Annotated in this window: 14 protein-coding genes; 12 read left to right on the top strand and 2 right to left on the bottom strand. The window is 41.9% G+C overall.

Annotated features, from left to right (window positions below):
* Window positions 1–62: 62 nt before the first annotated feature.
* Complete coding sequence (gene uvrA, locus IEE84_RS10365) at window positions 63–2969, bottom strand: excinuclease ABC subunit UvrA (RefSeq protein ID WP_191114120.1); 2907 nt, start codon at window positions 2967–2969, stop codon at window positions 63–65.
* 732 nt (window positions 2970–3701) lie between these two features.
* Here uvrA and IEE84_RS10360 point away from each other — a divergent pair.
* From IEE84_RS10360 to IEE84_RS10315, 10 genes are all read left to right on the top strand, one after another.
* On the top strand, window positions 3702–5066 hold the full coding sequence (locus IEE84_RS10360; RefSeq protein WP_160022262.1) for an MFS transporter: 1365 nt from the start codon (window positions 3702–3704) through the stop codon (window positions 5064–5066).
* A 129-nt stretch (window positions 5067–5195) separates the two neighbouring features.
* Window positions 5196–5807, top strand: coding sequence for a DUF3833 domain-containing protein (locus IEE84_RS10355; RefSeq protein WP_191114119.1), 612 nt, complete (start codon window positions 5196–5198; stop codon window positions 5805–5807).
* A 309-nt stretch (window positions 5808–6116) separates the two neighbouring features.
* Window positions 6117–6740: a single-stranded DNA-binding protein gene (gene ssb, locus IEE84_RS10350; RefSeq protein ID WP_101204383.1), complete on the top strand. Its 624-nt coding sequence runs from the start codon at window positions 6117–6119 to the stop codon at window positions 6738–6740.
* A gap of 1042 nt (window positions 6741–7782) precedes the next feature.
* The gene (locus IEE84_RS10345) at window positions 7783–8106 is read left to right on the top strand and encodes an H-NS histone family protein (RefSeq protein ID WP_101204384.1); all 324 of its coding nucleotides are present in this window, start codon (window positions 7783–7785) and stop codon (window positions 8104–8106) included.
* Between the two features lie 229 nt (window positions 8107–8335).
* A complete protein-coding gene (gene gspN, locus IEE84_RS10340) occupies window positions 8336–9163 on the top strand; it encodes a type II secretion system protein N (protein ID WP_191114118.1) in 828 nt (275 codons plus the stop codon).
* Window positions 9164–10069 (top strand): type II secretion system protein N, encoded by a 906-nt coding sequence (locus tag IEE84_RS10335; protein WP_191114117.1) that lies wholly within the window; start codon window positions 9164–9166, stop codon window positions 10067–10069.
* Between the two features lie 78 nt (window positions 10070–10147).
* Window positions 10148–12391: a type II secretion system secretin GspD gene (gene gspD, locus IEE84_RS10330; RefSeq protein ID WP_191114116.1), complete on the top strand. Its 2244-nt coding sequence runs from the start codon at window positions 10148–10150 to the stop codon at window positions 12389–12391.
* Window positions 12392–12866: 475 nt separating this feature from the next.
* The gene (locus tag IEE84_RS10325; RefSeq protein ID WP_191114115.1) at window positions 12867–13823 is read left to right on the top strand and encodes a TatD family hydrolase; all 957 of its coding nucleotides are present in this window, start codon (window positions 12867–12869) and stop codon (window positions 13821–13823) included.
* Window positions 13824–13923: 100 nt separating this feature from the next.
* Complete coding sequence (locus tag IEE84_RS10320) at window positions 13924–14784, top strand: tRNA threonylcarbamoyladenosine dehydratase (RefSeq protein WP_191114114.1); 861 nt, start codon at window positions 13924–13926, stop codon at window positions 14782–14784.
* Window positions 14785–14814: 30 nt separating this feature from the next.
* Entirely contained in the window at window positions 14815–16617 is a 1803-nt protein-coding gene (locus IEE84_RS10315) for an ATP-binding protein (RefSeq protein ID WP_224737768.1), read from the top strand.
* Window positions 16618–16774: 157 nt separating this feature from the next.
* On the opposite strand, the gene efp is transcribed toward IEE84_RS10315, so the two are convergent.
* Complete coding sequence (efp, locus tag IEE84_RS10310; protein WP_057761310.1) at window positions 16775–17347, bottom strand: elongation factor P; 573 nt, start codon at window positions 17345–17347, stop codon at window positions 16775–16777.
* A gap of 160 nt (window positions 17348–17507) precedes the next feature.
* On the opposite strand from efp, the gene epmB reads away from it, so the two are divergent.
* On the top strand, window positions 17508–18515 hold the full coding sequence (epmB, locus tag IEE84_RS10305) for an EF-P beta-lysylation protein EpmB (protein ID WP_191114112.1): 1008 nt from the start codon (window positions 17508–17510) through the stop codon (window positions 18513–18515).
* A gap of 368 nt (window positions 18516–18883) precedes the next feature.
* Window positions 18884–20641, top strand: coding sequence for a hypothetical protein (locus IEE84_RS10300; RefSeq protein WP_191114111.1), 1758 nt, complete (start codon window positions 18884–18886; stop codon window positions 20639–20641).
* Window positions 20642–20840: the final 199 nt, after the last annotated feature.

Here is a 20840-nt window from a genome sequence, read left to right as displayed (position 1 = left end):
ACCAACCAATAAAAAAGGCCACCCTATAAAGAGTGGCCTTTTATCAATCAGGACTAAGGGTATTAGCTGACTTCTTTCATACCTTGCTCAAGCATTGGCTTTAAGAATATACCCGTGTAGGATTCTTTGACTTCAGCCACTTGTTCAGGCGTACCTTCAGCGATGATCATACCGCCACCTTTACCGCCTTCAGGGCCTAGATCAATTACCCAATCGGCCGTCTTGATAACATCCAAGTTATGTTCGATGACGACGATAGTATTACCTTTATCACGTAGAGCATGCAGGATATTGAGCAGCTTATCGATATCATGGAAATGCAAACCAGTGGTTGGCTCATCCAAGATATAAAGCGTCTGTCCCGTATCACGTTTAGCAAGTTCACGCGCCAGTTTGACACGTTGCGCCTCACCACCTGATAGTGTTGGCGCAGACTGACCCAAGCGAATATAGCTCAGACCGACATCCATCAGTGCTTGCAGACGACGATAGATGGCTGGTATCGCTGAGAAGAACTCAACGGCATCTTCAACGGTCATATCGAGCACATCAGCGATGGTTTTGCCTTTATAATGAATCTCTAGCGTCTCTCGGTTGTAGCGCTTTCCTTCACAGGTATCACACGGCACATACATATCAGGCAAGAAGTGCATCTCAACTTTGATAAGACCATCACCTTGGCACATCTCACAGCGTCCGCCTTTTACGTTGAAGCTAAAGCGACCAGGCTTATAGCCACGGGCGCGCGCTTCTTGCGTCTGGGCAAACATCTCACGCACAGGGGTAAACACGCCAGTATAAGTCGCTGGGTTTGAACGCGGCGTACGACCGATTGGGCTTTGATCGATATCGACCATTTTGTCCAAATGCTCAAGACCGCTAATGCTTTCAAATTTATCGGCAATCAGCGTTGAGGCGTTGTTTAACTGTGTCGCTGCCAATGGCATAAGCGTACGGTTAATCAAAGTTGATTTACCCGAACCTGAGACACCCGTCACACAAGTCATGATACCAACAGGAATGGTCAAATCTACATCGTGTAGGTTGTTACCTGACGCGCCTTTTAGCTCGATAGTCATCGGTACTTTCTTGGCTTTGGCCTTACCTTTGACTTCTACATCGATAGTTTTGGCTTTATGACGCACAGTTGGAATCTCGATTTTTTTCTTACCAGACATATATTGCCCAGTCAGCGATTCTTTGTTTGCCATGATGTCATCGACCGTACCTTGAGCGATAATATGACCGCCATGTACGCCTGCACCGATACCGATATCAATCACGTGATCTGCTTGGCGAATCGCATCTTCGTCATGCTCTACGACCAGTACTGTATTGCCCAAGTCACGCAAGCGCGTTAGGGTTTTTAGCAGACGATCGTTGTCACGCTGATGCAGACCGATTGATGGTTCATCAAGTACGTACATGACACCCATCAAACCTGCACCGATTTGGCTAGCCAGACGAATACGCTGTGCTTCACCACCCGATAGTGTCTCGGCGGAGCGGGCTAGTGTTAAATAATCAAGCCCGACGCTGACGAGGAAGTTTAAGCGCTCATTAATCTCTTTAAAGATTTTTTCGGCGACTTCACCTTTATGGCCGCCAATCTTTAGCGTTTTATAATAATCTGCCGCATCACCGATAGACAGCTTAACGATTTCTGCAATGGTCTGATCATCAACACGGACATTGCGTGAGATTTCATTCAGGCGCGCGCCGTCACAGACGTTACAAGTAGTATCAGCCAGATATTTTGCCAGCTCATCACGCACAAGGTTACTTTGCGTCTTGGCATAACGACGCTCTAGATAAGGAAGCACACCTTCAAACGGTACGGTCTTATTCGTTTTGCGACCGCGCTCATCAGTAAAGTTGAAAGTCAGCTTTTCTTTACCAGAGCCTTGCATGATTAGGTCTTGCTGCTCTTTTGACAGATCTTGCCACGGCGCATCCATATCGATTTTGAAATGCTTACAGACCGTGCTAAGCAAGCCAAAATAGTACGCATGACGTTTGTCCCAACCATTGATTGCGCCTTGGTTAAGTGACTTCTCATGATGAGTAATCAGTTTTTCAGCGGCGAAATATTGACGTTTCCCGAGGCCATCACAGCTTGGGCATGCACCGTATGGGTTGTTAAAACTGAACATACGTGGCTCAAGCTCAGGCACCGCACGATCACAGACAGGGCATGAATGCTTGGCTGACATCACTTGGTTTTCGTCACCGCCTTCTTTTGGATTACCATCCATAAAATGCAGCGTGACCAGTCCTTGTCCCAAACGTAGCGCCGTCTCTAAGCTCTCAGCGACACGGTTGCCCAAGTCATCACGAACTTTAAATCGATCGACTACCACTTCGATGGTATGTTTTTTCTTTTTATCTAGGGTCGGTAGCTCATCAGTGTCATAGACATCGCCGTCGACGCGCACACGGACAAAACCTTGACCAATCAGCTGCTCAAGCAAGACGGTATGCTCACCTTTACGCTCACGAATGACCGGTGCCAAAATCATAATCTTAGTATCATCTGGCAAGGCCATGACCTGATCGACCATCTCAGTGACCGACTGCGCGACCATTGGCTCACCGTGCTCAGGGCAATATGGCGTACCGATGCGTGCATATAGCAGGCGCAGATAGTCATAAATTTCGGTAATCGTACCGACGGTCGAGCGTGGGTTATGGTTGGTTGATTTTTGCTCGATAGCAATCGCGGGGGATAGACCCTCGATACTATCGACGTCAGGTTTCTCCATTTGCGAGAGGAACTGACGCGCGTATGCCGATAAGCTTTCGACATAACGACGTTGCCCTTCGGCATATAGCGTATCGAATGCCAATGAAGATTTACCAGAGCCAGATAGGCCAGTGATTACCACAAATTTATCTCGTGGGATGTCTAAATCAATGTTTTTTAAATTATGAGTACGTGCGCCGCGTATTGCGATATGGTCATGTGCCATCGGTTACAGGTTTCCTATTTGCTAAAAGGGGATTGGGAAATATCTCAAATCAAAAAGTAAGTACAGATCAATAAAATGATTGGTTAAAACGTGAATAATTCTAAATTTATGATGTTGTTATAAATAGTGTTGTTATAAGTAGCGTTGTTATAAAGGGTAACGTTATAAACAAAACAGTCGTTATAAATAGTGTCGTTATAAAAGGTACATATATTGATAAGGTAAAAGTTATGCCAGCCTAGTTATTCATTTTCTATTGTTGTTTGGCTTTATGTTGCTTGTCGCTCCTATGATGATTTTTTATAGGACTAAGCAAATCTAAATCAAATCAGTGTTAAGTAACAGGCATCATTTGTTATGGTTTTGACCAAAAATGTCATTTTATAGAAGCGTTCGTCGTTACGTGGATATGGTGAGTTAGCCATTAATTGTGCTGATAACGTTTTACTTTATTGTCATGGTGACAGCATTATTCAAGGCATGACTGTACATCTGATGCACTTGGTAACAAAATAATCTCGTAATATGAATGGCTTGGGTTGAGGGCGCATACGTTACTGCACCAGTAAGACAAAAGTCTCGGCAACCAAACGGCGAATGTCTTATACTAGGGGGCTTGATTTATAGGCCAATGCCTTGATAAACCAGTAGTGATAAATCATGGTATGGCGCAAGTGTTAGTCGCGAAAGATAGCAATGAGCAACCAGCAATGATCAACCAGTGAGGCAAGTATGAATAGCGTAGAGAAACGGGCAATCCTCGGAGTCGGTGGCATCTTTGCCTTACGTATGATTGGCTTGTTTATGATTGTGCCGGTATTTTCTGTCTACGGTGACAATTACGCACACGCGACGCCGTTTTTGATTGGGTTGGCCGTTGGTATTTATGGATTAGGGCAGGCCATCTTTCAGATACCGATGAGTTTGGCTGCTGATAAATTTCCGCGTAAGCCTATTATCTTTTTGGGATTGATACTATTCGCTGTCGGCGGCATGATTGCGGCAAATGCGACAGATATTTACGAAGTGATCATTGGTCGGGCGCTGGCAGGTAGTGGCGCGGTCTCTGCTGTGCTGATGGCGTTACTGGCTGATGTGACTCGTGAGGAAATGCGTACCAAAGCGATGGCCACGATGGGTCTGACGATTGCGACCTCTATCATGCTGGCTTTTGCTTTTGGGCCATTATTAGTCGGCTCGCTCGGTATCTCTGGACTGTTTTGGCTAACATCAGGATTTGCTATATTGGCGATGCTGCTATTAGTAGTAGTACCGACACCTATGCGCGTGCTCAAGCACAATCTAGATAACAAAACCATTGGTCAACAGTTGGCTACTGTCCTCAAGATTGGTGATCTTAACCGCTTACATATCGGCATCTTTGCGCTACACCTAACGATGACGGCGATATTTGTGATATTGCCGCACCAGCTCAGTGACGTACTTGGCTTGTCAGTACGTCAGCAAGGCATGGTGTATTTGCCACTATTGTTTATTGGTTTCGCCATCGCGATACCTTTTATTATCATCGCCGAAAAGAAACGCAAAATGCGTCAGGTGTTTTTGGGTGCAATTGCATTAATGACCGCCGCTTTAGCAATACTCGCGCTTGGTAGTCAGGTCGGTGTTGGTATCATATTGGGTTTGCTGCTGTACTTTATGGGCTTTAACCTACTTGAGGCGACGATTCCTTCATGGATATCTAAGCGCGCACCAGTCGCCAACAAAGCGACCGCAATGGGGCTTAATTCTTCTAGTCAGTTCTTTGGTGCATTTGTAGGCGGGGCAATGGGCGGCCTGTTATTAAGCCAACCTAATTTGTTGGCATGGGGCATACTGGCTATTATTATGGGTGCCGCATTGCTTATCATCATTCCCATCTCTCAGCCACCTTATCTATCGAGCACAACGGTTACTATTCCCAAAGATATCAATATCCAAGATTGGTCACGACAAATGCTAGCAGTAGATGGCGTTGACGAGCTGGTCGTCATGGCAAAAGAGCAAGTCGCCTATCTAAAGTTAGATAAAACACAGTTGACGGACGATTCACGTCAGCAGCTATCGAGTTTGGCGCAGAGTCCGCTAGATATATAGCAGCTTTATACTTGTAGTTGTATACGGAAGTGAAGCCAAATAGCAAAAATTGCACAGACAGCAATCTCATAAACCATCAGTATCAATAAGTAGAAACTAACTATTTATCTCTATTTAAAAGGAATTAATATGAGTAAATTTAAGATGTTGTCTGGTAGTGTCATCGAGGGTAGAAAGAAGGTGCATCGCTCAATAGCCAAGTTAACCGTAGGTCTTGGTTTATCAGCCATGCTGCTGACCTCTGGTTGCGCTACGCAAAATATTCAGGCATATCAGAACGCCACACCAACGCTCAACATGCATGAGTTTTTTTCGGGTCAAATCGATGGTTGGGGTATGTTCCAAGGTCGAAATGGCGAAGTCAAAAAGCGCTTTTATGTCGACATTGATGCAACCCATGAGGGAGATGATGTCATTATCTTAAACGAGAAGTTCTCGTGGGCAGATGGCACGAAATCGCAGCGTATATGGCGTCTGACTGAGCAGACAGATGGCAGCTGGAAAGGTGTGGCAGGTGATGTTATTGGCGAGGCAACAGGGAAAGTGGTTGGCAATACGTTGCACTGGAATTACTTATTAGAGTTACCTGTCGAGGACAAAACCTACAAAGTAACGTTCGATGATTGGATGTTTCTTATCAATGAGGATGTCATGCTCAATCGCTCAGTGATGAAAAAATTTGGCGTAGAGCTGGGTAGCGTGACATTGAGCATGCATCGCAAGCCTTCCGATGCTAACTAGAAATTTCTAAATCATTTGATAATAAGTTAGGTGCTATGCAATATTGATAAAGGTAGACGGTGTTCTTCAGCGTCTTAAAATGGCAAAATAGCAGCATATTTATCTATTATCTATTGAACTCTACAATACGACTAATGTACCAAGATAGAGTATCTAAGCGACATATACTGACGTGCACCATAGGTAGCCTATAGATATTTCGATAAAAATTGGTTAAAGTAAAATTATACAATCGATAGTATCAAATGATGCTATCAGATAACGATTAAAACAGTTTATTAAATTATTCATAAGTAAAAGGACGGTATCATGCGCGGAGTCAATAAAGTTATCATCATCGGTAACCTCGGGGCAGATCCTGAGGCACGCCAATTCAGCAATGGCGGTAGCGTAACCAATATCTCGGTTGCGACATCAGAGCAGTGGACAGACAAACAAAGCGGCGAAAAAAGAGAAGCGACAGAGTGGCATCGTATCGCACTTTTCAACCGTCTAGGTGAAATCGCAGCGCAATACCTGCGCAAAGGCAGCAAAGTCTATATCGAAGGTAGTTTGCGTACACGTAAATACCAAGACCAAAGTGGTCAAGACCGTTATATTACTGAGATTCGTGCTGAACAAATGCAGATGCTTGATGGTCAAACTGGCGGTGGTCAAGGTGGAGATAGCTTTGGTGGTCAAAACCAAGGTCAGAGTGGCGGCTATAATAATCAAGGTGGCCAAAACAATCAAAATAACTTTGGTCAGCAAGCAAATAATCAGATGGCACATCAAGGCGGCTACAACCAACCAGCTGCTCAAGGTGGTCAGAATAGCTTTAATAATCAAGCGCCTGCTCAGCAAAACCAGTTCAATCAGCCAGCACAGAAACCTGCACAATCTAAGCCTACAGCAATGCCAGACGGCCCTGTAGATGATGATATTCCGTTCTGATGATGATAAGACATAGAATGTAAAAATGCTAAAAAAGCCCTGCAACTGCAGGGCTTTTTTAATGCTTGCTATAGTTGATTCAATTTAAAAAAGATCTAAGGCAACTGAGTGCAGATGTATATGTCATACTTTAAGCGAGGTTAACGCTGTAGCTCTTTTATAAAGGATTAACTATATCCAAAAATATAATTAAATTGATGCTTTTTAACATAACTAAACTAATTTGTTATTAAAAATGTTTTTAATTTATATAATATACTCTTAATATTTAAACGATTAAACTTAAGTTTATTTAGTACTGGTTTAATACTATTAATTATTACATTAGCTAGTATACTTACTACCTTCTATACTCTATATTGACCGTTTATACCAAAAAATAATTATGATTAGTGACGTTTGGTTTTAAAAATTGCTATACTGACTTTATATGGCGTATAGTTAATATATTGATCGTATATAAATAAAATAAATTTCGATGATAATAGCCAAAGTTTTACTTGTTTCTTATTAAGAAATCGAAAGCTATTTGGATAATAGATTTTTATATGAAATGGTTAACTTCTTCAGAAAGCACTATAGGAACGACATAGCAAGTTATAGAGCTAATGCAAAACTATCCCTCAAGATTAGCAGTATTTGAGAGTATAGTGCATTGACTTACTACTCTATTATTTTAACAGTAGATTTTTGTCGAAATAGTATTGTGAAATTCTAGCAGTAGTTATAATACTAGAATTTTATTTTATTATTAGAAAGTGATTTCGAAGCTATAATAGTAATATATAAAGAATGATGACTTGTGTGTTTAGATTTATCTAAAACTAATTTTATTTAAAATGGATACAATGAGCATCTATCGCTATATATTTTCTATTTATAATGGATTGTTCGGGCTGTTATTAGAAATTAAATATTCTTTAGAATTAATTATATTTGATGAATAGATTTAATGGCTAATGAATAATTTGTTCACTGCATTATTTCACGAAAAACAATACCTCAATAGAGGCCACACTCTTATTTTATAGTTGGATTTATTATGAGCAAAAATAACGCAATTGATTTAGAAAATTTGAACGTAGATGAGTTACGTGCTATCACTGAAAACGCTCAACAACTTATCGCTAAAAAACAACATCAACGTTTGTATGATGCCTATATGCAGTTCGAGCAGATTGCAGAAGATAGCAATGCAACGATCGAAGAGATACTGAAAGCTGGTGAAAAGTTAGAGAAAAAACGCAGTATTAAATATCGCAATACTGATGATCATAGTGAAACTTGGACTGGACGTGGCCGTAAGCCAACGTGGTTGGTTGAAGCGCTAGCAGCAGGTCGTGATATCGAAGATTTTGCTATTTAATTAGCTGTTTTCTTATAAAATACCTTTCTGTGAGCCAGCTTGAAATTGCTATTGATAATGGTTTATTTACAATCATTTAGCGATAGATAGAGCTGCTTTCGAGAAAATAAAAGCCAGTATCTTTACTGCCAGTATTTTGGCAAAAAGATACTGGCTTTTTTTCTGTCATCTATATGCCATTGTTTGTTATGATAATGACGTTTTTGTCTTATATAAGAGTTGTACGACTGTGGCCCAAGTATCTGAGTTTTCTCATAAACGTCCCCGTAAGCTCTGGTGGCTAGTGGGGTTTGTGTTGTTTGCGCTATTTGCTGTTTTGCAAATGCCAGCAGCATGGTTACTTGAGAAATACGCGCCAGATACGCCTTATGTCCAGCATGTATCTGGCAACGTATGGCAAGGTGCTGCCATTTGGCAATTGCCTATGTCATCGACGTCGCTTACAGGTATGGCAGAATGGTCATGGCAGCCTTGGCAGTTACTCATAGGTAAGCTAGGTGCGGATGTTAATATCCACTCAGCACAGACACGTCTGAATGGGCAAGTTAAACTTGGTTTGAACTCATGGCAAGTTGACAACATGAGTGGGAAAATTGCACCTGAGACGCTAGCGAGTATGGTCAACTGGCAGCTGCCAAATACCCCTATTCAAGTAAACAATGTATCGTTAACGCGCCAGTCTGATAAAAATGACGCATCTAATAGTGAGCCTGCTAAAGATGTTGGCGGATTTAGTGCAGCGGATGGTCAATTGACTTGGATTGGTGGTGAGGTAGGCTATCCTAGTGGTGGCAAAGTTTTTTATATTACGATGCCTGCTCTAAGAGCTGAGCTTAGTACAGAGCAAAAAGACAATAGAGATTTGCTGCATATCAATTTATTGAATAATCAAGATAAGCGTTTGGGAGATCTGTATCTCGACAGCGATAATATGCTCGATGTCAGTCTGACGCAGCGCTTGCTAGAGAACATGCCTGAGTATAAAGGACAAGCCCCTCAAGATACGCCAGTTGTCAGTGTGCGCCAGCCATTGTTAGCTGGTTTGGGGGCGAACTAAATGCTTAATATCGCCGCAAGCCTAAAACCTATTATCAATACTCTTAATCGCTTTTCAGGTTGGCTATTATTGTTAGCCATTGCTTGGTTATGCTGGACAGCGGCCCGCCTTTTATGGCTATTGCTAGCAGCGCCTTTAGCACCTGCATTGCCTTTAGCAACTCTACAAAATAGTGCCAAATCTACCAACGATTATAGTGGCTTATTTGCAATCTTTGCTGATCCCGATCCTATCACTGCAGCCGTGCAACCACCTCCCAACATTGAGCTCAAAGGCGTACTGCTAGCCATGCCTGAGAGCATGTCTTCCGCCTTATTGAATGTCAATGGCGAAGTCAAAAATTACCGCATCGGTGATGGGCTAAAAGACAGCGATTATACGCTCGTGGCTGTTGATTGGAATTCAGTCATTATCGCTGATGCTAACGATAAAGAAACCGTTATTAAAATGCCAGAGGCGATGCCATTAGACCAAAGTGATATGCTAGCAAGCGGAATAAGTAATCAGCGTTTGCCAAATAATAGCATGTTGCCTACAGCGCCCCAGCCAGTACAAAACGCTGTTCCTGAGGCAGAGGGGACAACTGGCGCAGACACTTCAAGTAATCCACAATCAGCTATCGAAGAAGCGGTTACGGCCTTGCAAGAAAACCCTGCCAGTTATCTAAGTAGGATGGGGGTGATGGCATCAGGTGAAAGCTATCAAGTCACAGCGGCGATGCCTGCTGGCCTACGTAATCGTTTAGGGCTAGAGCCAGGCGATAAAGTACTAACTGTCAACGGACAGAGCGTGGGTAATAACCCTGCGCAAGATGCTGGTGTACTTCAGCAAGTACAGCAAGCAGGTGAAGCGCAGATAGAGGTTCAACGTGGTGAGCAAGTTATTACGATTCGCCAGCAGTTCTAGCAAGGTAGGTTTTTAGCAAAATTGCTCCTTAAAAAACTCAGCACATAGTAAGCAATATCACTGTAGGTAATCATCAATATGGTAAGTTTTCAGAATTTTTCAGCCACGCCTTTGTACCGTAGCCTGCAGGGTTTGATGCGCCTGTGTCGTTCACTTTGTCTGGCAGTGCCATTATGGGCTGCTGGTGTTGGTCTTGCCAATGCTGAGAGCTGGAAAGTCAATTTGCAAGACGCTGATATCAAAGCCTTTATCAATGAGGTCGCGACCATCACGGATCAAAACTTTGTACTTGATCCGCGTATCAATGGCAACGTCACGGTCATCTCCAACAAAGCCCTGTCCCGTGATGAGATATATCAGCTATTTCTGAGCGTGATGCAAGTGAATGGTATCGCCGCGATTGAATCGGGAACGACGACAAAACTGGTACCAGATAATATCGCTAAGCAATCTGGTGTGGCGGTTGATTTACGCGGTGATAGTGTTGGCGAATCGCTCGCCACTCGAGTTATTTATTTGACCAACACCCAAGCTGCAGAAGTGTTAGGGGTTATTCGCCCATTAATGCCGCAGTCGGCTCACGCGGCCGCTGTACCTGGTGTCAATGCGCTGGTTTTGTCCGATCGAGCAGACAGCCTTAATCAACTGACGGCCCTTATCCGTGATTTAGACAGCAATGTGAATGACAGCTTGCAAGTGATACCGCTACGCCACGTCGATGCCGAACGTATGATGGAGTTGATTAGCGCCTTAGTCTCAAGTGCGGGTAGTGGACAAGCTCAAGGTGGCAACAATCAGCTAAAGGTGATTGCTGATACGTCGAGCGATAGACTGCTAGTCAAGGGCAGTCCTGAAATGATTGCCAAAGTCCAAGAAATGGTCAATCAATTGGATACTACGCCGACCAGACGTTTAAGTGGTTTACGTGTCTTTCGTTTAAAGTATGCTAGTGCTGGTCATATCGCCGATATGTTACGCGGTTTACTTGCTAATCAATCTATCAACAGTGCTGGCGCGACCTCGACATTAGAATCAGCTTCGCTAAATGATGTAAGTAGCACAGGCGCTGCAATTAATAATGCAGCTAGCGATAGCCTTGGTAGCAGTGCGGCCGCTGTCTCGACTAGCAGCACAAGTGGAACAAGCACAGGAGTGGGCGGTCGTCCGTTTAGTATTATCGCTGATGAGACTCAAAATGCCGTTATTGTCAACGCCGCACCTGAGCTAATGTTCGAGATTGAAGATGCAGTCAACCAATTAGACAGTCGCCGCGCACAAGTATTGATTCAAGCCGCTATTGTTGAAGTGTCAGGCGATGATGCCACCCAGCTAGGTGTTCAATGGGCGCTAGGTAACGCCAATAGTGGCTATGGAGTGGTCAATTTTAATAATGTGGGAGCCAGCGCGACGACGCTTGCGGCGGCGGCTTTAGCAGGGACGAGTACGGCAGGTATTAGCGCTGCTGCTAGCTCTATCGCAGGTGCATTGATAGGCATTGGAGACAGTCGCAAAGACAGTCAGGGCAATACAGAGTTTTATGGCGCTATTTTACAGGCGCTTGACTCATCTACCAGTGCTAATCTATTGTCCATGCCATCGATTTTGACACTCGATAACGAAAAAGCCAGTATCTTGGTTGGTCAAAACGTACCTTTTGTCACAGGTTCTTTTACCACCAGTGGCAACAATTCAAACAACCCATTTCAGACGATTGATCGCCAAGACATTGGTATTAATCTGAATGTCATTCCTCATATTGGTGACAATGGCACGGTACGATTAGAAGTGTCGCAAGAAGTATCGTCAGTCGTACCAGGTAGTACGGGTAATGCCAGTGGATTGATTACCAATAAAAGCCTTATTAATACGACCATTCTAGCGGATGATCAGCAGACGATTGCCTTGGGCGGCCTGATGCGTGACAACACTACTACACGTCAACAGAAGGTTCCTGGACTGGGTAACGTCCCTGTTATCGGTAGACTCTTTCGTTCTGACAATGACAGCACCCAAAAGAGCAATTTGATTATCTTTTTACAGCCGACTATTTTACGTGATGGCGGCGCGGTAGCGAGTGTGACTGAACGCAAATTCAATCAAATGCGAGTGTTGCAGTTGGTCATTGATAAAAATGGTACGATCAAGCAATTACCACTGAGCGGCACTGAAGGTTGGAATGGTAACGTCAGTGCAGATTACGAGCTCATGCCGCTAAATCCCCTTATCCCTAAACGTGATCAAGCGCCAAAATCTACTTCGCAAGGTTTTACGAGAGTAGATAGTCCTAATAGCGGTATCACGACCTATCCTCTTAATCGTTAAAATATTAGCTCTATATATAACGGTTAATATGATTTAACTAACATAAATTAATGTACGATGTGATAGATAATAGTTGCATCGTACATTAGCTTGCGTATTCATAACACAGATAAACATAGCCGCTTTTATATTTGGGTATATTGGTTACTAATAAAATAATGAGTTACGTATCATGTTTTTCACTATAGTAAATCAGAAACTAAAATGACAGATTATAAGAATACAAAAAAATGGCTTTTACTAAGTGTGGCTGCAACTGCGCTATTGCTCATCCCTAGACGCAGTAGTCGAAAGGACAATACGAAGATAGTAAATAACCATGATACCGTATCTGAGGGTAGTGATCTTGACGATGCTCATGAAAATGCAGCTAGTAAACAGAAGCTAGTAATTAAAAAATAGAAGATCAATAATGCGTCTATAGCAATTTATCATTTAATTCTATGTGTTTAAAAGTTAGTTTTGGAGTCTATTGATGTGTGGCAACGAATCAGCGACCATTGCTGAGAGAACAAATGCTAGAGAAGTTTTAAAAAATGTCTATCCTCTTATAGATACGCATACACATTTTGATGCTCCAGTATTTGATCCTGACCGAAGACAACAGGTGGATCAAGCTTATAGTCAAGGTATCCGTCACTTAGTGCTAGTAGGTTATTTATATCAGTATTTTGATCGAATGTACGATACTCAAGGTTTCATCAATGAACTGTCACAATCGTCTGCGACAAAGGAGAATCATCAAGATAAGTGCGAAGTTGCAGCGTATATTGCGCTCGGTTTACACCCATTTTATATTGAGCAGCATACTGATGATCATCTAATACAACTTGAGCAAATAGTGATAGAGCGTCGTCCATTAGCTATTGGTGAGATTGGATTAGACACCTTTACCGATGCAATGAAGCAGCCTGATGTGTTTGCTAAACAAAAAAGGTTCTTTGCGGCGCAGTTGGATATAGCAGTGGCTCACAATCTGCCAGTGATGCTACATATTCGTAAAGCGCATGCTGAAGCACTCGCAATATTAAAAGCGCATAAATACGATGCGCATACATTAGGCGGTATTGCCCACAGCTTTAGCGGTGGCGAACAAGAGGCGAAGGCTTTTGTAAAATTAGGGTTTAAGCTTGGTGTTACGGGTCAGATTACCAATCCGAATGCCAAAAAACTGCGCCGTGCTATTCAAGTAGCAGTTGAGAGTCATGGCATCGAATGCTTGGTCATTGAGACGGATTGTCCAGATATGACACCTATTATGTGTCAGACAACGGATGATACTGATTCATATAATAGGAATTTACCAGCCAATCTGTCATGGGTATTGGCAAGCTTAAGTGAGCTATTAGAAATACCACATGATAAACTTGCTAATCAATTGTGGCAAAATAGCTGTGATGCTCTAAAAGTGGACTGGGCTTATTCAATGTAACTGTGCTACTTATAAGAAAAGCATCGTTGTAACTAGAAGCTAAAAAGTATGAGCCGTATAAATGACAACCAAAATATTTGAAAAGAGAATTTGATCTGTTATGAGTGACACGCGACAATTTGAACAACTAGAATCCGTCGAACACAGTCTTGCACAAGACGAATCGCGCCAACAAGATGAGCAGTACGATCGTCGTTTTCAAGGTACACGGACACTCTATGGTACCTCTGCGGTTGATACTTTTTCGGCAGCTCATGTCTACATTATTGGTGTAGGAGGGGTTGGCTCTTGGGCAGCAGAGGCACTAGCTCGGACAGCAGTGGGAACGATTACGCTGATTGATTTGGATGTATTGGTTGCGTCTAATGTCAATCGCCAACTGCCTGCATTGGACAGCACATTTGGTCAAAGTAAAATTGAAGCAATGGCAACTCGTATTAGAGAAATTAATCCCACAGTAACGTTAAATTTAGTCGATGACTTTTTGACAGTAGATAATGTCGCCACACTTCTACCAAGTCGTGAAGCAGTTAAATCTGCCAATGCTCAAGGGAGACCGATTGTTATTTTAGATTGTGTAGACGATATGAATGCTAAATTGGCAATCGCTTTACACTGTCGTTTTAATAAACTAAAGTTGGTCTGTGCGGGCGGTGCAGGTGGTAAGATAGATCCAAGTCAAATCAGAGTAAGTGATTTGCGTGACTGTTATCAAGATCCACTACTTGCCAAGTTACGCAACAAGTTACGCCACGAGAAAGGCATTAACAGTGCTTTAAAAGAAAAATTTGGTATCAAATGTGTCTATTCGACAGAGCCGCCAATTGTAGATAAGAGCTGTCAGACAGGTGGCCTACAGTGCGGTGGTTATGGCTCAGCAGTGGTCGTTACGTCAGTAGTGGCGATGATTATGGTGAGTGAAGCATTACAATTATTAATAAGACAGACGAGTCGTAACTAATGCGTCTGATATTATTTAATGGAGTTTACCTTGTCTATATCTAACTCGCCAAAGCAAAGCTACCCTGTAGCAGTAGATGAATCAGAGCGTATTAACAAGCTGAAAAAGTATCAGGTACTCAACGAAGATGATGAGCCTGCATTCGATCGGCTAGTCGCGCTGGCAAAGCTGTTCTTTGATGTACCAGTAGTTACGATTACCTTTATGGATGAGGACACCCAATATCTAAAACCAGCTTGCACATTTGAAGATGCGCCTGAGAGTATAACCAAAGGACCACGTGATACGGCTTTCTGTAATTATACAATATTGTCTAATGAAGTATTGATAGTACCAGATACATGGAACGACAGTCGTTTTAGCCAGAACCCTATGGTCACAGGTTTCCCATATTTACGATCCTACATTGGGGCACCTATTATCTTATATGAAGACAATAAGAATTACCGCCTAGGGACTTTATGTCTTATGGATACGAAGCCTAATCACAATTTTAGTGAGCAGCAATCAGCGATATTAGTAGAGTTTGCAAAAATGGCAGCTGATGCTTTGCAGTTGCAGGATAAGCAACGTGATGCAAAGCACGCTAATGAAATGAAATCGAGCTTTTTGGCTAATATGAGTCATGAGATTCGTACACCGATGAATGGAATTATCGGTATGGTAGATATGTTAGGTGATACCGATCTTAGTGATGAACAGCGAGAATACGTTGATAATATTAAGGTTTCTAATGAACATTTGATGGTCATCATTAATGGTATTTTGGACTTATCGAAAGTCGAGTCTGGAAAAATGACGATAGATTCTATTCCATTAAATTTATCTAGCTTATGTAATGAAGTCGTCAGTTTGTTTGCTATAAAGGCGCGCCAAAGAGGCTTGACTTTAGATTATCATTATACTGAAACATTATCGCCCTATGTTAAAGGGGATTCTGTACGGCTTAAACAGATTATCGCAAATTTAGTGAATAACGCGATTAAGTTTACTCGTGAAGGTGGTCAAGTAAGTATCGATGTCAAACATATGGACAATTGCTACTGCCCAGATAACATTGATGAAAAATTCGTTAGTACGAGCCAAGAGAAAGAAGCAAACAAAACAGAAGGCGATAAAACTAGTCAAAATATGACTTTGTGTATAGAAGTTAAAGATACAGGGGTCGGCATTAAGCCAGAATCGTTAGAAGCTATATTTGATGCTTATGATCAAGCAAACAAATTTACCCATCGTCTTTATGGTGGTACTGGACTTGGACTGTCTGTTTGCAAATCTCTAGTCGACTTAATGGGTGGTCACATTCATGTGAGCAGTGAGGTAGGAGTTGGTACTACTTTTAGCGTATTGTTGCCGCTACCTACTATTGCAGAAGACAAATATGAGGTATGGCAAGACTCTAACGATATGACGATGATCGAACCTAGTCACGAGCGAGCTGGTCATATATTGTTGGTTGAAGATGATACTGTTAATGCGATTATTGCCAAAAAAGCACTAACCAACAGTGGTCATACCGTCACTCATGTGACTGATGGTCAGCAAGCAATTGAGGCTTTTGCTCTATTTCCTGAGCGTTATGATGTGATATTAATGGATCATCACATGCCGATTTTGGATGGGGTACAGGCTACTATTAAGCTGCATAAATTATATGATCCTCAAGTATTGCCGCCCATTATCGCTCTAACTGCCAATGCAATGGACGGCGAGCGTGAGAAATATCTAAAAGTTGGTATGCAGGACTATTGCACCAAACCTTTTAAGCAAGAGCAGCTAAATGCTTTAGTACAGTATTGGCTGATACAGAAGCAATCATTGGAGGAAGAGTAACTTACTAGTTATTAGTATTAGCGCCCTTGATTAGTATTTCGACTAACCATGCTCGATAAATATAAAAAAAGCTTAACCGCCTATATAGTGGTTAAGCTTTTTTATTGATGATAGAGGTATAAATAAATATCAACTACCAGTCATGTTTAGAGCGATATTAGTTCACGCGAGTTTGGTAGTCGCCAGTACGCGTATCGACACGTACCACTTCACCTTGTTGCACAAATAATGGAACACGTACAACGGCACCTGTCTCTAATTTAGCAGGTTTGCCACCACCGCCTGAAGTATCGCCGCGTACGCCAGGATCTGTTTCTGTGATTTCTAACTCAACGAAGTTAGGCGGCGTGACTGACAGAGGAGCACCGTTAAATAACGTAATGGTACATAGAGCATTGCTGTTTTCTTTTAACCACTTGATTGAGTCACTCATTGCGTTTTTGTCCGCTTGGATCTGCTCAAAGCTCTCAGGATGCATAAAGTGCCAAAACTCGCCATCGTTGTATAGATAGTTCATTTCAGTATCCATCACATCAGCAGCTTCTAGGCTGTCACCTGATTTGAACGTTTGTTCCAGCACTTTACCACTACGAAGATTGCGCAACTTAACACGGTTAAAGGCTTGACCTTTACCAGGCTTGACAAACTCGTTTTCAAGAATGGCACAAGGGTTGCCATCAAGCATCACTTTTAGACCAGCTTTAAATTCATTAGTAGAAAAACTTGCCACAAGAAACTCCTAGGGGTTGTAAATATAATAGTAAGACATAGGGCTGACTGTACCAAAATTTTCTGTTATGCCAAGTATTTACGGATTAACGAGGATACTTTGATAGGCTAGACACTAAGGGCGTATAATATCGGATTTTGGGCACAGGTAATAGGCTGTCATGATAAACCATTTAATCACACAAAAAAACTGGCAAACGCAATTATCGGAAGCTATTACATCTGTTGATGAGCTATTGAGTATCCTACAGCTTGAATCAATGCGTGCAGAAGTTTACGTACCTAAGCATTTCGAACTGCGTGTGCCGCGTGGCTTTGTGGCAAAAATGGCTATTGGCGACCGTAATGATCCCCTGCTTAAACAAGTGTTGCCAGACCAACAAGAGCAAATCAATGTCACAGGCTACGTGGCAGATCCGCTAAGCGAAAACACTCAAAACCCTGTAAAAGGCTTGCTCCATAAATATCAGTCGAGAGTGTTGTTAACGATTACGGGTGCGTGCGCTATTCACTGCCGTTACTGCTTTCGCCAGCATTTTGACTATAGTGCCAACATGCCGACTGCTGATGCTAAAGAAAATATCATTAATTATATTAATGCAAATCCTGAGGTCAATGAGGTAATTTTGAGTGGTGGTGACCCACTAAATGTGACCAATAGACGATTGTTTGCATGGTTAGATACTTTGGAGTCTCTTCCGCAGATTACTACCATTCGACTGCATACGCGTTTGCCATTGGTGATACCCGCACGCTTGGACGCTGCATTGTTAGAAAGGCTGTCTCAAAGTCGCTGTCATATTGTCATGGTCATTCACTGTAATCATGCCAATGAGATAGACGCACTAACCGCTGAATACTTGCAACGTGCGAGAGCAGCTGGAGTTACGCTATTAAACCAAGCCGTGTTGTTAAAAGGTGTCAACGATACTCTTAACGCGCAAGTACAGCTTAGTCAGCGTTTGTTTGCTTCTGGCGTGCTACCATATTATTTACATGTGTTGGATAAGGTGGCTGGCGCGGCACATTTCGATAGTAGTGAGCAAGCAGCGATTGAGCTTTATTGGGCGTTATTAGCATCATTGCCAGGCTATCTCGTCCCTAAGTTGGTCAGAGAGTTGCCGAATAGACCTTTTAAAGTGCCGATTGATATTTACAGCAATAGCTAATGTAGGGCACTATATCAATTTAGGAAAATTAGTAAACAAAGAGCGGCTCTTAAAAAAGATGCGGATAGTATCTTTAGAAACTAAAATCTAGGATTTATGCTTTTTTATAAGTATAAATAGATATATGATTGGAACAGAATATAGACTGTCAGTATGTAAGCTAATTAAAAAGTATACAACTTTAGATATAAGATTTTGACAGTATGTAGGTATTGTCAGAGCGTACTGCTAGATTTAGGCTCACAATAAATAGATCTCATCACTTTTCTATAGTCGAGCTTAACAAACATTTTTTATGCCATACATGTATTTGTACTGCTGCATATTACTGATTGCTTCAGAGTGAATAATAGAGAGTAAAGATACTGATGATAACGTTATCAATGTTTCAAGAGCATTTAGATTCTACAGAGCCACTACCTCCGCTATCTAATCGCTCAGTAAATGGTCAAGAGCGTTACTTGTTAAAAATGTTGGCAACGCTACCTACGCTTACCCAAGAGCAGCAAACAGAGCATTTAGAGAGTCTACTGACAGTATTACGTGAATCCAATATGGATGAACAACAGCGTCTTAAATTAATGGCAACAGTCATTGATGCCTCAGACCGACTGATTGCAGCTTTTAGGCAGCACTATATCTATGAGACAGGCGCGCTTAGTCAGGCTCAGATGTCTTATATCGCTCAAATGCAATCGCTACATTATTTAATTATCATGGTTTACGACAAAGTCATACGTCGTGAGACGCAGTTGTCAGAAGCCTCCTTAAACCAATCTTCTGTTAAAGGTTGGCAGCGTTTTTTTGGTGCTGAGACTAAACCCGATAGCACGCTTGCTATTGCGATTTATCAATCACTATTAAGATACCAAAAACTATTAGCAGAAGAAACACTGTGCTATCGAAAGCCATCAGATTACCTGTGGTCTAAAGTCAATCGGTTATATTATCTGGCTCATCAGAGAAAAGTAGCTGATATGGATTTAAGTCTACATACTGTCACGAATCAAACAAACAGTATCCATCAGCTATATTGCCAAATTTGTTTGCATCACTTGTTAAATTTGCGTGCTATGAGGCGCCCGAATATCTTACTCGTACAGCGCCTATTGCCTGAATGGGCTAAACACATGGTCGCGACAATGAAGCCTGCCACCGAGACAAAGGTTTTTGTTGATCTTCATAGTAGTAATCCACCAAGCTATCTAACAGTCAACTCTCATATCAACCCATATGAAGATCGTCATGATTGTCTATTTATAGAACTGACACCGATAGTTGAATATTTTGAGTCACGTAAAAAAGACTTTATCGAGGAAGGTAGCACAGCAGAATATAGTTTGCTTAATACTATTTCGATGACCATCAGCTACCGCTATTTGCAGCCGCCAATTACCTTGCCAACCAAATATAGTAGCAAACATCAGGCAAAGTTAATCACCAATTTTAATGATATACACTACCATGTAGGCCATTTAAAAACTTTCGCCAATCTAATCGCTATCAAACATCTACGAGAAGAAGATAGGCCTTTATACGATACATTTGATAACGAGCATGGCCGCAGTAGCATCATAACTATTGAGATATTTGATGACCATGACAGTTCTTCAGCATATCGCACACTGCATTTGTTACCAAAAAATGATGAGTTCAATAAGAATGTTGTCGACAAGAATATTCTCAATCAAGAAGGACCTAGTATAGAAAAAACTGACCCTGACTTTTCTATGACAGCACTTCAGCCTTTACATATCATGAGTCTGATTCTGGTCTATGGATCTGAAAATACAGAACAGCCTAATTGGTTAATAGGGGTCGTGCGTTGGCTCAATCTAGATACCAAAAATCCAGAAGTAGAATGGCAAGTACTTGGGCATAAAATTGTGGCATGTGGACTACGTTTGGAAGGTAATCAAAAACGAAGTCGACATTTTGTACCAGCATTTATCCTTGGAAAAGATGAAAAGCTGAACACTACTGGCACGTTGATAGTGCCACCTTCTTACTTTCAAACTGATGATAGAGTCGTCATGCGTATTGGCAATAAACAAACCTCCTTACGATTGGGACGTAGGCTGATGATGACTGAGGAGTTTAGTCAATATGAGGTAGCGCAGTTATAGGGTTTAGGCGCGTTTATAGATGATATGTATCTTCGGGCCATTAGGGAAAAACTATAAGAGTTTTTACAGTAATATAGTAGCGGGTAAGGGTTGGAAGTTAATCTGCAATTAGCAAAATTATTGTCTATAATGATAAATATTGTTACTCTGATTTTTATTGTATTTCTGGTAATAAAACAATCATTACAGTCCACACTGA

The organism is Psychrobacter sp. 28M-43 (genome assembly GCF_014770435.1).
Classification (GTDB): domain Bacteria; phylum Pseudomonadota; class Gammaproteobacteria; order Pseudomonadales; family Moraxellaceae; genus Psychrobacter.
This window is presented reverse-complemented; position numbering and strand designations above follow the sequence as displayed.